Genomic DNA, 13,881 nt, shown 5'->3' with positions numbered 1-13,881 from the left:
TGCGACGAAACTTTTGGGGCCTTTTTTTTATCGCGCCATTTTTACTTATATTTCTATTATTGGAAATATATCCATTCCTGGATGCTATATATATCAGCTTGTTCGATTATGGAATCGGCAAGAAAGACTGGGTCGGGCTGGACAATTACATTCAACTGTTTCAAGACGACGTATTCGTCCGTTCCCTGGGCAACACGTTCGGCTTCGTCGCCGGCGTCGTCCCTTTGACGATTATCGTGTCGCTGTTCGTGTCGGCCATCGTCATTCACAAATCGGCCAAGACCGCTTCGTTTTTCCGCGCTTCCTTTTACTTGCCGATCGTGACGTCGCAAATTATTCTTTCCGCTACATGGGCGTGGATTTACCACCCCGTCAACGGAATCGCCAATTATGCGCTGTCGCTCGCGGGCGCATCGCCCGTCATGTGGCTGTCGGATTCGAGAGTCGCCCTTCCGTCGTTGATCGTCGTAGTCGTCACCTGGTGTGTCGGCCAGCCGATCATTTTGTATTTGGCCGCGCTAGGCAACATCCCGGTCACTTATTATGAGGCGGCGTCGATCGACGGAGCGGGGACATGGCGCCAGTTTCGGAGCATTACGCTGCCGATGCTGAAGCCTACTACGCTGTATGTCATCGTCACATCGACGATAGGGGCGTTCCAGACGTTCGTCGTCGTGCAAATATTGACAGGGGGAGGTCCGAATTACGCGACGTCCACGATCATGTATCTGCTCTACGAAACCGCCTTCAAATTCGGCAAGCTCGGCTTGGCATCCGCCATGGGCGTCATTTTGGCGATCATCATATCGGTTATCGCATTCATTCAGTTCAAATTTTTCAAAACGGACATCGAGTATTGACGGAAGGGGGTATTGCGATGAAATTATCGGTATCGGGCAAAGTTGTCAAGATCGTTCTGGATGTCGTACTTTACGCCATGGCCGCCTTCTTCTTGTTTCCGCTGTACTGGATGGTGACCGGTTCGTTCAAAAATCAGGCGTCCGCCGTGAAAATACCGCCGGACTTGGTTCCGACCCGTCTGGAGCTGATCAACTATGCGAAGCTGTTCCGGGAAGGCGTCATCTTCCAATGGTTGGGGAACAGCGTCATCGTCTCGGTTATCGCAACGGCGGCGGCTTGCATCGTCGCGACGATGGCCGGGTATGCCTTGACGAAGAAACAATTTGTCGGCTGCAATCTGATCTTCGGAGCGGTCATCGTAACGATGCTGATCCCGAAGCAACTCGGACTTGTTCCTCTGTTTACGATGATGAAGGAATGGAACATGGTCAATACGCTCTCGAGCGCTATTTTGCCGATCATTGCGCTTCCGTTCGGGGTATTCCTGATGAAGCAGTTCAGTCAGACGGTGCCGAAGGAGCTGCTGGAAGCCGGTAAAATCGACGGATGCTCGGAAATCGGACTGTTCGCGAACATTTTCCTTCCGATCGTGAAGCCGGGAGTCGGGGCTTTGGCTATTTTCGTATTCGCCACCGCCTGGAACGATTATTTATGGCAGCTGATTATGCTGAGCGACAGCTCGAAATATACGGTAAACGTCGGTATCGGATCGCTTATCAGCGAGTACGGCGGGGATTACGGCTATTTGATGGCCGCCGCTACGATCGGCTTTATCCCGATTCTAGCCGTATTCCTCGGATTCCAGAAATATTTCGTGAAAGGGATCACGCTGGGCGGGGTAAAAGGGTAACTGACCGGTACGGCCGTTACCCTTTGCGACGGATCGATTTCATGATTTCTTCCTCGACGTGAATCAGGTGGCGCCGCATGGCCGCCTGGGCTCGCTCGGGGTCGCGGGCGGCAACCGCATCGGCGATCGCTTTGTGCTCCAGCCACAGCTGGCCGGCGATCGCCTTGTTGCCGTACAGCCGGACCCGGCGAGTCTCGCGGATCGTCAGCTCGACTTGAGCGGAGATCGTTTCCAACAGCTTCACCATAATGGAGTTATGCGTCGCCTGCGCCAAAGTGAGGTGAAACCGCATATCCTGCTTCTCCCCGACCGTTTCCGTTCCCCGTTCGCTATCCATATCCGACAAGACCGCTTCCAGCGCGGCAACATCGACATCCGTCCGCTTCGTGGCAGCCAGCCCCGCGTTGGCAACTTCCAGTGAAATACGCGCTTCCAGCAGCTCGACTACCGCCTCCATGCTCGTAAACAAATGCTCGAAACGGGGAACTTCCACTTCGGGATCGTCCATGCTGCGGACGAAGCAGCCTTCCCCTTGACGGATTTCGATCAAACCCATCGCCTTCAGCATGCTGAGCGCTTCGCGCATCGTCGAGCGGCCGACCTGGTACCGTTCGGTAAGCTCCCGCGTCGATGGAAGCTTATGCCCGGGCGGAAGCTTGCCGCTTACGATCTGATCTTTAATCTGATCGGCGATTTGTTCATAGATTTTGCGCTGGGCGATTCTCGTTACTTCCATTCCTGTTCCTCCATCCGGCTTGTCGCCTCTATTGTAGCATAGTCGGCGGGAGGAAAGGAAAGCCGTGGATAATCGCAAGATAACCCCACAAAGTGGAGCCTTTCTTCGGAGCTTATTCCAACTACTTTACGGGGACCCCCGAATTGATAGACTCTACAGCAAGAAAGACGCCCGAAGCGCTTTCATGCGCAGCGGACGTCCATGATGGAAGATTTCGGGCCGTTACAGTACGCGGCGCGCCGAAATATAGTGATTGGACCAATACCCTGACGTAAGCGAGGAAACTCCTACTCCGTCGAAGGATGGACTGTTATGTATAAACTGCCCGTTCCCGATGTAGATGCCGACATGATTGATCGTTCCCGATGTGCGGGTCCAGAAGAAGACGAGATCGCCCTTCTGCAAATTGCTCTTCGATACGGCGCTTCCGGCGTCTTTCTGATAACGCGTTCCCCATCTTAATGAAACGCCTTCCAGTCCGAATACGTATTTCGTAAAGGCCGAGCAATCCATCACCGAGGTCGGCTTGTTCACGCCGTAATCGTAACGTACGACGCCTTTCAGCGCTTGGGCGTGGGCGATAATCCGATCGGCTTTCGCGGACGCGTTCGTCGGGGCGCCCGACGATCCTCCGGTAGAACCGCTTGGCGTGCCGCCGGATGCGCGGACATAATCGGTCGAGACGTAACCGGTTTTGCCGTTATAAGAGATTTTGTACCAATAAGAGTTGACTTTGCTTACGATATCGACAGGTTGTCCGGCTTTGATCAGTTGATAGACCGAACTGCTGGTAGATGGCGCCGAACGGAAGTTTACGCTTCGTTCCACCGTTCCCGGCGAGGCGAAGGCACTCGTGGAAATGGTCAGCGACAAGGCGGCGATAGAAACGATACTCACAATCTTTTTCTTCATGTCATCCCTCCCAAAAGTAATTGTATCCTTACTAGGAAGAGATTTCATTGGCAAAATATTGACATGTAAGGGAAGGCGCCCCACATTTTCATGAAAAGGAAATGGTTGCTATAAGGATAGGCAGGATAATTTTGGGTATGGAGGCATACGATGGATACGTTCAAGCAATCTCTGGCAAACCGAATGAGAGCGAATTTCCCTTTCATATGCATTTCGACTTGGGAAGAAAAGCGTGCCTTCGATACGATCGTCCGAATAGCGCGGGACCGTTTGCTTGTAGGGACGGAGCGGTATGTGTACGAATGGAGCCTGCTTGCAGCCAGCGGCGATTACGAGAGATGCGCCGGCGACTGTTCGAAAGATTTGCTCAACTATTTGAACTATATCAAAGATTTCCAATGGCCGGCCGTGTTCGTCATCTACGACATTCAAGCTTTCTTCAACTCGAACAAAGTCGATTACGAGGTCATACGCCGCTTGAAGGAAGCGCAGCTGAAGCTTAAGCGGGCGAAGGAACCGATCAATATTATCTTCCTGTCCTCGACCGTCACGTTCCCCCGGGAATTGGAGAAGGACATCAGCTTCATCGACTTTCAACTGCCTGCAGCGAATGAAATCGGACAGCTGCTGGAGCGTACGATTCGGGCGAACGATGAGCGGACCGGGACGGAGACTTTCCTCGCGGCGGAGGATAAAGACCGCCTGGTCCAAGCGGCGCTCGGACTCACCCTGGATGAAGCGGAGAACGCGTTTGCCCTGGCGATGGTGCGGGATGGACTCGGCAACGATGGCGTGGACCTCATTCTGGAAGAAAAGAAGCAAATGATTAAGCGATCGAATTTGCTGGAGTATATCGGAGGCGGGCTGAAGCTGGACGAAGTGGGCGGACTGGACAACTTGAAGCTGTGGCTGTCCAAAAGGAGCAATTCGTGGACGGAGCAGGCGCACGCCTACGGGATATCCGCCCCGAAAGGCGTGCTGCTCACCGGCGTGCCCGGCTGCGGCAAAAGCTTGATCGCCAAAGCGGTCAGCTCGCTATGGAAGCTTCCACTGCTTCGTCTCGATGTCGGCAAGCTGTTCGGGATGTGGATCGGAACGTACGAGAGCAATATGCGCAGTGCGATTCAGATGGCCGAGGCGATCGCGCCTTGCGTGCTATGGATCGATGAAATCGAGAAAGGATTCCGGGGAGTCGGCTCGAGCGGCGACAGCGGTACGGCAAGCCGGGTGTTCGGCACGTTCCTTACCTGGATGCAGGAGAAGACAAAGATGGTCTTCGTGATCGCTACCGCGAACGACATAAGCGGACTACCGCCGGAATTGATGAGGAAAGGCAGATTCGACGAAATCTTTTTTGTCGATTTGCCTAATCGGGAAGAGAGGGCCCAGATACTGCGGCTGCATCTGAAGAAGAGGCTGACCGATCCTTATGTCAGCCAGCATTTCAAGATGACGGATGAGGACATCCGGACGATGGCCGACAGAACCGAAGGTTTCTCCGGCGCGGAGCTGGAGCAGGCGGTTTTGTCCGGATTTTTCGAAGCGTTCGCCCATAGGCGTCCAGTCTATTTGTACGATTTTATGGCGGCTATCCGGGCGACCGTGCCACTATCCGTCACGCAATCCGAGCAGATCGCCGCGCTGCGCGAATGGGCGGCCGTCAGAGCGATCCCCGCGATAGGAGCAGGCAAATCCGCCGAGAAGGCGGCCGGCCTGTCAAGCTGAGAGGAACCGCCTTATGCGAGCAGCCAGCGAGTCGTTGCTGCTGTCTCTGTCAATGAATTTATCCAACCGCTCAGGAAACCGCAGCACCCATTAGCTCTTACGCAGCATGTGTAACGCTTCCCATATCCGGTCATCGGTACCGCTCTGTCGAACATGGAGACGTTGTCGCGCAGCGTTCCCTCGAAAAGTTCGACGGTATTGGGAATGTATGCGATATTCGTTCGCAAGCTGACCGGATCCATGTGCCGGACGTCGCAACCGTTGATCGCAACCGTCCCGTGCTGCGCTTCGCACGACCGGAACAGCCGCTTGGCGACGGTCGATTTGCCGCTGCCGCATTTGCCGATAATGCCGATCGAGCGGTTGGCCGGAATTGTGCATTACATTGCGGATAACCGGGTTCGTTTCCCCATTACCGAACTTAACGTTGTCAAACGTGACCGACACTGCATTTCGGGATATTGCGGATTCCTTCAAAAAAATAATGGAAAAATGGGGAAAATATATATTTTTTCGGTCGTTTATAAATTTAAAGCAAACACTTGTTCTCTTTTCTGTGGTATCCTAGACGCAGGAGGTGAACGCCCATGTTACGAACGTACAAGTATCGTTTTTATCCTACAACAGAGCAACAAGAAAAGATTCAATTCACACTCGAACGCTGCCGTTTGCTGTACAATCGTTTGCTGGAAGAACGAATCCAAGCTTACAAAACGGAAGGCAGGACGCTGACATATGGACAACAAGCGAACACGTTCAGCGAGCGCAAGCTCTATATCCCTGCGTTGAAGGAAGTACATTCCCAAGTGCTGCAAGACGTCGCCAGACGGCTCGACAAGACGTACCAATCTTTCTTTCGTCGTGTAAAAAACGGCGAGAAGGCCGGGTTCCCGCGCTTTAAGTCACAAAGCCGTTACGATTCGTTTACCTATCCGCAAAGCGGGTTCTTCTTGCGGGAGACGCGCCTCGAACTGTCCAAGATCGGCGGTGTGCGGATAAAGTTGCACAGGCAGCCTCAAGGTACGATGAAGACCTGCACGATCACGGTCAAAAACGGACGTTACTATGCTTGTCTTTCTTGCGAAGTCGAAGCGGAGCCATTAGCCAAAACAAACCGTCAAGTCGGTGTGGATCTTGGCATCAAGCAGCTGGCGGCAACCTCGGACGGACAAATATTTGAAGCACCTAATCATCTGCGAACAAGCGAAGCGAAGATCAAGCGGCAACAAAGGGCGGTATCCAGAAAACGGCGCGGCTCAGGCCGCAGACGCAAAGCGATTATGGCGCTTGCACGGCAGCATGAGCGAGTGGCTAATAGACGCAAAGATTACGCACACAAAGTCAGCAGAACGCTGGTTAATAGCTACGACCTCATCGCTTTTGAAGATTTGAATGTGCAGGGTATGGTGAAAAACCATCAGCTTGCCAAGAGCATTGCGGATGCAGGGTGGAACGGGCTCGTTCAATTCGTGATGTACAAGGCTGAGAGAGCCGGTCGTCAGGTGGTACGGGTGGATCCAAGCCATACCTCACAGCTCTGCTCGACTTGCAACGAAATCGTAAAAAAGCCGCTTGCGGAGCGTATCCATCGTTGTCCACACTGCGGAACAACATTAGATCGCGATGTGAATGCGGCGATCAACATCCTTTCGCGGGCGATGCGGCAAGTCTCGTAACCGCACCAAAAATTCAGGCTCGGACGGAGCCTTCGAGGAGGGACGAGGTTACGAGTCCCGATGATTCGAGAAGCCCACGGCTTTAGCCGTGTGGAGTTGTCACACTAAAAATATGGATGTCGAGGATAGCCTGCTTGTGTTTACTTATGTCAAAAACAACTAACCCGCACATGGATGTACGGGTTTTTCTATTGCCCTGGATGCGTCGGGGCGCATGGGCGCATGTAGAAGTAGGATTTTTGCGGAATAAGTGCGCTGATTTCGGGTCAGTCGGTCGCTAGCATCTTCACTCGGAGTCGCGTCTCAACTGTTCTTTGAATTCGGGTGCCAGCTCTAGCCAATGGATATTCCAAAGTGCGGCTTCCAAAGCGTAAAGAGCGTTAAGATTTATTTTATCGGGATACCGCGACTTCAACCTCTTGTAAGCTTCTACCGAGCCGATCCGGTTGAGATCTTCGAGCCCGTGGACGCCGATTTCCCGCAGCCAGGGCTCGGTTTTCGCCCCGATATTTTTAAGGTTCATAGTCTTCTTCATTCGTTCGATGAACACTCCTCGCCATATGCCGACTGTAGTGCGCTCAGCCGGTCGCGGATCAGCTTCCGAAGCTCCGGCGGTCCTTCGACAATCGTGTCCATGCCGCATCCGATGAAGTAGGAAGCCGCCCAAGACATATAGCCGTAGGACATTTTTCTGTCTATATATCCGGTTCCATCTTCCATAACGTTCAAGCCGCTTGCAAGCCAAGCATCGTTTCCGGTTAAAAGTACGCCCCGCCTCGTTAGCCGAACCTTTAAGTCGTATTCCTCCTTATGCTCCTCCAGCTCTTGTTCTTTCCTGAACCAAGCGGTAATCGGCAGCTTGCTCTGATCTTGCTGCTTGGATTGATCCTCGCTGACGGAAACGGATAAGACCCGGTCGGCACGAAACGAGCGGTATGCATGGCTATGGTAATCGTAAGCCGGGCAGTACCATTTTCCGTTCATGGAATAAAGTCCAACCAGCTGTACTTCTCTTTCTTTACGTCCGTGCTCGGATTCATAGTCAATCACGAGTACCTTTTGTTCAAGGGCTCCTTCCAGCAAGGCGGGCAAATGGGGCGTTTCCCATGTCTGTGCAGGAATCCAAAACAATAATCGGTGCTGAAGCGTATCGATCCGGTTTTTAACGTCTTCAGGCAGCACTTGATAAAACTTCGCGAGCGCCGACTGCCAATCGGACTCTAATGGCAAAGCCCGATAATATTTCAGGGACTGGCTGGCGAAGAAGAGAGCGACCGCTTCTTTTTCCGTAAACGTAATGGGGGGAAGTGTCCGTTCCCTCAATACCCGGTACCCGCCGTGGACACCGGCCTCCGCATACAGAGGCACTCCGAGCGCGCTTAGTTCGTTTAGATCGCGGAGAACCGTCCTTTTCGAGACGCCAAATCGAACGGCCAGCTCTTTCAGCGTAAATTTCTGTCTAATATTCACGGTCAGCAGTATTTCAACGAGTCTTTGCGTCTTGTTCATCGGCTTCACCTATTTTTTATCATAGCATAGAAAGGTGACAAGAATTGTCCATATTCGATGATAAAGTGAACTTGTACGAACCCAATATGCACAATAGGAGATGAATGAAATGAAATCGTGTCTCGAAGTCGTATCTTACCGCCTGAAGCCGGAAGCGGATGCAGTCCAGTTTATGGAGTATGCGAACAAGCTGCAAGAGACGCTTAACGGAGTACAAGGATTTAAGAAAAGGGAAGTTTTCTGCAGCGGGGATAGCAGGAGTTGGGTAGAAATCGTGGAGTGGGAAAGCCCGGAAGCGGCCAAGCAAGCGGAAGCCGCGATCATGCAATTGTCTTTTATGCGGGAGGCGATGGGGCTCATCGATCAATCGACCATTCAAATGCATGTAGTGAAACAGGCAATCTAAACGGATCGGCTGCTTCATACAGCAATCGGGAAGAAATCTTCTTCCGTGCAGCGTGCTATAATAGGGAACATCTTACAAAGCCGGAAGATTGGTAAAAATGAAACGGGTGCATACGGAACCTATTCGAGAAATATCGCGGAAGCGGTCGCCGGTCCAGTATACGAAACGGAGGAAAACTGAATGATAACCCAAAACTATTTGTCGCTCTTTCGGAAATCAAACTGGCGCCGCCGTCCATCCGTAAAACGATAGGTTCGTGAAACAGGAACAGCAAGGAGGTTGATTCGTGGTGACAACCCGTCTAACGATGAACCCGAACGATCCTGTGGCGGTCGCAGTCGTGGATGCAATCCACAGCGGCGACCTGGAGACGCTGAAGCGTCTGCTTCGCGGCAATCCCGGTTTGGCTGCCGCATGGATAGCCGATAATGCCGGCGAGGAGCGGATTGCAAGATCGCTGCTGCACGTAGTGACGGACTGGCCGGGCCATTTTCCGAATGGAGCCTTGACCGTCGCCGTGCTGGTCGATGCCGGAGCCGATGTCAACGCGACGTTTGTCGGCTCACACAGCGAGACGCCGCTGCACTGGGCCGCAAGCAGCGACGACGTCGAGGTGCTCGATGCGCTGCTCGACGCCGGTGCCGACATCGAGGCGACAGGCGGAGTGATCGGCGGCGGAACTCCGCTCGCGGACGCAAGAGCATTCAAGCAGTGGAGGGCTGCGTACCGGCTGGTCGAGCGCGGGGCACGAGTTACCCTTAACGACGCGGCAACGCTGGGACTGATGGATCGCGTCGAGAGCTTCTTCACCGCTGACCCGCCCCCTTCGAATGTGGACGTCAGCCGCGCATTCTGGGGGGCTTGCCACGGCTCGAGGCTCGCATGCGCGATGTTTCTCCTTGACCGGGGCGCCGACCTGAACTGGATCCCCGATTGGGAGAAGCTTAGTCCTCTCGATGCGGCCCGCCGTAGCGACAGCAATGAACTGGTTCACTGGCTCCGCAGCCAGGGTGCGAAGTCGGCCGAGGAGCTGGGATAAGTTAGCATGCGAGCAGAGAGCCGCTGTCGCTTCCGCACGCATAAAATTAACGAGTCGTTCGGTATTCCGGGCGGCTCGTTTATGTTTGGTCGCGAAAGAAATCATTTTTATAATTTTTTTCTACTACCTGAATTTGTAAATATCCATTATAATGGTGAATGGCGAACAATTGTTCTATGTATTCGTCCTGAAGAGAGGAGTGGCGCCATGAGTGTGATCGAGAAGGAGCTGTCCAAGGCGAATGCCGACGGACATGCCGAACCGGTCTTGTCCGTCCGATATGACATCGGCGAAGACGGGAAGCCGGTCGATGGAAGCTTAAGCGTTTACAAGAAACGGATCGAGGCGAGCGAAGACGGGCGCAGCGTGAAAGCAATCGATTTCGCTTCCGTCAAGGAGGCGAGAATCGTTTCGTCCGTCGGGGGCGGTGTTCTGATCGCCGACACCGAGGAAGGGGCCGTGGCGCTTGCCCGTTATACGTCCGTGCATAACGGGAAGATGGGATTCGCCGTCAAGACGATCCAGGCGATTATGAAAGGCGAAGAGCTCCCCGTCCCTTCGGCGAAAGACGAGCCCAAAGTATGCCCAACTTGCCAAAGCCGTCTCCCCGAAGGGACGAAAGTATGCCCGACTTGCATGGACAAAGGAAAAGTGATCATGCGGCTGCTCGCCTACGCCAAGCCTTACAAGAAGAGCATGATCACGGCGGCGCTGCTGCTCATGGTCGCTACGCTGATGGAGCTCGTGCCGCCTTATTTGACGAAAATTATCGTCGATGACGTGATCCAGCCGAAGTCGGTCGGACATGCGCTCCTCTTTCTCGTCATAGGGCTGGCCGCCGCCCGGATCATGCTTTCGCTGATGCAGACGCTCCGCGGCTATATTGGCGTATGGGTCGGCAGCAAGCTGATGGGGGATATACGAAGGGACATTTATCAATCGTTGATGAGCTTATCGTTAAGCTTTTTCGATAGAAGACAGACGTCGCAGTTTATCGGCCGGGTGAACAGCGACTCGGAAGCGATGCGGCAATTTTTGACCGACGGGGTTATTTGGATATCCGGACAAGTGCTCATGCTTGTCGCCATTATTACGACGATGGCAAGCTTGAGCTGGAAGCTGACGCTGCTGGCGTTGCTGCCGACACCGCTCATTCTGATCGCTTCGCTGACGATATGGCCGACGATGCGCCATCTGTGGTACCGGCAATGGCGCGCGGTCAACCGGATCAACATGCTGGTAGGCGATGCGCTGCAAGGGATTCGGGTCGTCAAGGCGTTCGGGCAGGAGTATGCGGAGAAAGACCGGTACGGTGACGCCAACACGACGCTCGTTAGTCAGACGATCCGCATGGAAGGCGTATGGCAAGGCATATTCCCGCTTTTCTCGCTTATTACGACTTCCGGCGCGCTTCTCGTCTGGTATTTCGGCGGTTGGGACGTCATCCAAGACGAAGTGTCGCTCGGTACGCTGATGGCGTTTATCGCTTACCTCGGCATGTTTTTCGGGCCACTTCAATGGTTCAGCCAGGCTCTGAACTGGACCAGCCGGGCGCTTGCCGCCTCGGACCGCGTCTTCGAGATTATGGACACCCAATCCGAGGTACCTACTTCGAAGGACGCCGTCTCGATCCCCCGCGTAGTCGGGAAAGTCGAGCTGAGCAACGTCACTTACGGCTATGAGAAGCACCATCCGGTTCTGAAGAACATCAGTCTGAAGGTCGAACCCGGCGAAATGATCGGACTCGTCGGCCATTCCGGTGCGGGAAAGTCCACGATGATCAACATGATTTGCCGGTTCTACGATCCGGACCAAGGCTCCATAACGGTTGACGGCATCGATCTGCGCAAAATCGATCAGGAGGACTTGCGGAGACAGATCGGGGTCGTGCTGCAGGAGACGTTTCTGTTCGACGGTACGGTCGCGGAGAACATCGCCTATTCGAAGCCGGACGCCTCGCCGCTCGACATTATGCGCGCCGCGAAAATCGCCAACGCCCATGACTTCATCGTCCGGATGCCGGACGGCTACGACACGAAAGTCGGCGAACGGGGACATCGTCTATCCGGCGGGGAGAAGCAGCGTATAGCGATCGCCCGGGCCATTGTGCACGACCCGCGCATTCTGATTCTGGATGAAGCGACCGCATCGGTCGATACCGAAACGGAACGGCAAATCCAAGAAGCGATTTCCCGGCTCGTAAAGGGACGCACGACGTTCGCCATCGCGCATCGGCTGTCCACGCTCCGCGAGGCCGATCGGCTCGTCGTGCTGGATAAAGGCGGTATCGCCGAGACGGGGACGCATGAGGAGCTGCTGGAGAAGAAGGGCGCCTACTTCAAGCTCGTCGAGGCACAGAAAGAAATCTCCAAAATCAAAGGGGTGCAGAGCTGACTATGGAACAGGCTACGGACTCAAAATATGAAATCCGGCTGCTCGACCCGGCGAATGTACGCTTATCCCGGAGCGCGGGAGGCGTATTGGAGATGGAATACGATGGCGAGCTCAGTCCCGAGGTGCTGCTGTTTCAGACCTATCCGTTATCCCGGCAGGAGGAGTACGTTTCGGTACGCAACGGGAAAGGCGAAGAAATCGGAATTATCGAGCGCCTAACCGATCTTGCGCCGGGCAGTCTGGAGGAGGCGCGGAAGGAACTCCGGCTGCGATATCTCGTGCCGCGCGTCACCCGGATCGACAAAATCAAGCAGTTCCCGGGCATGTGGGTGTGGGAGCTTCAGACGACGCTCGGTCCGACCAAAATGTCCATGCGCAATTTGCACGAGCATATTCAGACCGTCGGCGACAATCGGCTGCTGCTGTCCGACATGGACGGCAACCGATGCGAAATTGCGGACATGGAAGCGCTCGATCCGCATAGCAGGAAGCAATTGTCGAGGGTGCTGTAGTTAGTTATACATAGTTAACATTATCCGCTCAAGCTGCCGCAACAACGGCAGCTTTTATCTACATTGCAGATGTGGCCGAAACATTGCCGCCAAGACAATGGATTGAATAATGTTACAAACAAATGAGACATTAACGAAGCGAGGAGGATCGCCATGACGATAGATACGGTTACGTTGGAAGGAAAAAGAGTCATTCTGCTTCCCCTCCAGCTCAGCCATGCGGAAGAGTTGTTTCAAGCTGTGGATAGCCCGGAAGTTTGGGCGTTTTTGCCAAGTCGGATGGAGAAGTTCGATCATATGACCGATCACGTGGAGGAAGCATTGCGGGATAAGGAGCAAGGCACCGAATTGCCCTTTGTAGTGTTCGATAAACAAACCGGACGAGTTGTCGGCATGACCAGATTGTTAAACATATCGGAAGAAAACCGAAGTCTGGAAATAGGGTGGACGTGGTATTCGTCCAAGGTTTGGCGTACGCGGGTCAATACGGAATGCAAATATTTGCTGCTGACGCATTGCTTCGAGGTTTTGAGAACGATTCGCGTCCAGTTCAGAGTAGATAGCCGGAATAAGCGTTCGAACGAAGCCGTCTTGAGGATCGGCGCTACGGAAGAAGGCGTGCTGCGCAAAGACCGGATTTTATATGACGGATACATACGGGATACGGTAGTTTACAGCATCGTGGATGAGGAGTGGCCGACGGTACAAAGCAGGCTGAACGATTTTTTGGCATAAATTAGTAGACTTGGAGGAAATGCATGAGCCATAATAAGCGTTGGTTGCTATTGCTTAGAATGTCAGAAGAAAAGACGATTTCTATCATAAGTTCATAATAAGAATTTATGGGAGGAATCCACATATGGAGCAAGAAATAAGGTCTCTGCTAAACGATGATATATTGCAGAAGTGTGCCGGCACTTTCGGATTTCGAAGAGAGGAATTGACGCTCTTTGACTTCGATGAGTGCGAATACAACTGGTTTGCGGCCGATATAGCGAACCCGTTGTTTTATGCAACGCCGCTTAAGAGCAATGGCATCGAGTTGCGAAACCGCGCCGCCCAACGATTTTACGATTATTTCATGGAAGGATACTTTTCAAGAGCATTCGCTATCGACTTATTGGCTGCAAAAATCCCTTTGTTTCTTAGACTGCGCGAAATATTGGTATATTCGGGCGCCTTTCGAAGTTTAACAACCTGCATCCATGGTCTAAAGAAATGATGGAGACAACGACATCGAATCTCATGAATGATTTGCCTT

General features: G+C 53.3%; 15 protein-coding genes. 10 read left to right on the top strand and 5 right to left on the bottom strand.

Translation table 11 applies throughout. The features are described from left to right. Positions 1-98 precede the first annotated feature (98 nt). Positions 99-860: a carbohydrate ABC transporter permease gene (locus FE783_RS07010; protein WP_238402897.1), complete on the top strand. Its 762-nt coding sequence runs from the start codon at positions 99-101 to the stop codon at positions 858-860. Positions 861-877: 17 nt separating this feature from the next. Next, a complete protein-coding gene (locus tag FE783_RS07005) occupies positions 878-1,711 on the top strand; it encodes a carbohydrate ABC transporter permease (RefSeq protein ID WP_202916145.1) in 834 nt (277 codons plus the stop codon). A gap of 16 nt (positions 1,712-1,727) precedes the next feature. Here FE783_RS07005 and FE783_RS07000 read toward each other — a convergent pair whose 3' ends face one another. Further along, complete coding sequence (locus FE783_RS07000; RefSeq protein WP_138878623.1) at positions 1,728-2,447, bottom strand: FadR/GntR family transcriptional regulator; 720 nt, start codon at positions 2,445-2,447, stop codon at positions 1,728-1,730. Between the two features lie 222 nt (positions 2,448-2,669). Then, positions 2,670-3,359, bottom strand: a complete 690-nt coding sequence (locus FE783_RS06995) for a C40 family peptidase (protein ID WP_158301653.1) — start codon at positions 3,357-3,359, stop codon at positions 2,670-2,672. Positions 3,360-3,509: 150 nt separating this feature from the next. On the opposite strand from FE783_RS06995, the gene FE783_RS06990 reads away from it, so the two are divergent. Continuing rightward, entirely contained in the window at positions 3,510-5,084 is a 1,575-nt protein-coding gene (locus FE783_RS06990) for an AAA family ATPase (RefSeq protein ID WP_138878621.1), read from the top strand. Positions 5,085-5,095: 11 nt separating this feature from the next. Here the strand turns inward: FE783_RS06990 and FE783_RS38915 are convergent, their stop codons facing one another. After that, on the bottom strand, positions 5,096-5,458 hold the full coding sequence (locus FE783_RS38915; RefSeq protein ID WP_138878774.1) for an ATP-binding cassette domain-containing protein: 363 nt from the start codon (positions 5,456-5,458) through the stop codon (positions 5,096-5,098). Between the two features lie 213 nt (positions 5,459-5,671). On the opposite strand from FE783_RS38915, the gene FE783_RS06980 reads away from it, so the two are divergent. Continuing rightward, the gene (locus FE783_RS06980; RefSeq protein ID WP_138878620.1) at positions 5,672-6,760 is read left to right on the top strand and encodes an RNA-guided endonuclease InsQ/TnpB family protein; all 1,089 of its coding nucleotides are present in this window, start codon (positions 5,672-5,674) and stop codon (positions 6,758-6,760) included. A gap of 286 nt (positions 6,761-7,046) precedes the next feature. On the opposite strand, the gene FE783_RS06975 is transcribed toward FE783_RS06980, so the two are convergent. Beyond that, positions 7,047-7,295, bottom strand: coding sequence for a TfoX/Sxy family DNA transformation protein (locus FE783_RS06975; RefSeq protein ID WP_138878619.1), 249 nt, complete (start codon positions 7,293-7,295; stop codon positions 7,047-7,049). Continuing rightward, entirely contained in the window at positions 7,292-8,269 is a 978-nt protein-coding gene (locus FE783_RS06970; protein ID WP_138878618.1) for a helix-turn-helix transcriptional regulator, read from the bottom strand. Before FE783_RS06970 ends, FE783_RS06975 begins: the two co-directional genes overlap by 4 nt. 109 nt (positions 8,270-8,378) lie before the next feature. Here FE783_RS06970 and FE783_RS06965 point away from each other — a divergent pair, with 109 nt between their 5' ends. From FE783_RS06965 to FE783_RS06940, 6 genes are all read left to right on the top strand, one after another. Then, positions 8,379-8,675, top strand: a complete 297-nt coding sequence (locus tag FE783_RS06965; protein WP_138878617.1) for a hypothetical protein — start codon at positions 8,379-8,381, stop codon at positions 8,673-8,675. A 286-nt stretch (positions 8,676-8,961) separates the two neighbouring features. Continuing rightward, positions 8,962-9,714: an ankyrin repeat domain-containing protein gene (locus FE783_RS06960; protein WP_238402896.1), complete on the top strand. Its 753-nt coding sequence runs from the start codon at positions 8,962-8,964 to the stop codon at positions 9,712-9,714. Between the two features lie 207 nt (positions 9,715-9,921). Then, positions 9,922-12,108, top strand: a complete 2,187-nt coding sequence (locus FE783_RS06955) for an ABC transporter ATP-binding protein (RefSeq protein WP_138878616.1) — start codon at positions 9,922-9,924, stop codon at positions 12,106-12,108. Between the two features lie 2 nt (positions 12,109-12,110). Then, positions 12,111-12,620, top strand: a complete 510-nt coding sequence (locus FE783_RS06950) for a DUF1854 domain-containing protein (protein ID WP_138878615.1) — start codon at positions 12,111-12,113, stop codon at positions 12,618-12,620. Positions 12,621-12,773: 153 nt separating this feature from the next. Then, positions 12,774-13,355 carry a GNAT family N-acetyltransferase gene (locus FE783_RS06945; RefSeq protein WP_138878614.1) on the top strand — a complete coding sequence of 194 codons (582 nt, stop codon included), beginning with the start codon at positions 12,774-12,776 and terminating at the stop codon, positions 13,353-13,355. A 124-nt stretch (positions 13,356-13,479) separates the two neighbouring features. After that, a complete protein-coding gene (locus tag FE783_RS06940) occupies positions 13,480-13,842 on the top strand; it encodes an aminoglycoside phosphotransferase/kinase family protein (protein WP_138878613.1) in 363 nt (120 codons plus the stop codon). The last annotated feature ends 39 nt before the right edge of the window (positions 13,843-13,881 follow it).

The sequence above is a fragment of the Paenibacillus mesophilus genome (assembly GCF_005938385.1).
Classification (GTDB): domain Bacteria; phylum Bacillota; class Bacilli; order Paenibacillales; family NBRC-103111; genus Paenibacillus_AB; species Paenibacillus_AB mesophilus.
This window is presented reverse-complemented; position numbering and strand designations above follow the sequence as displayed.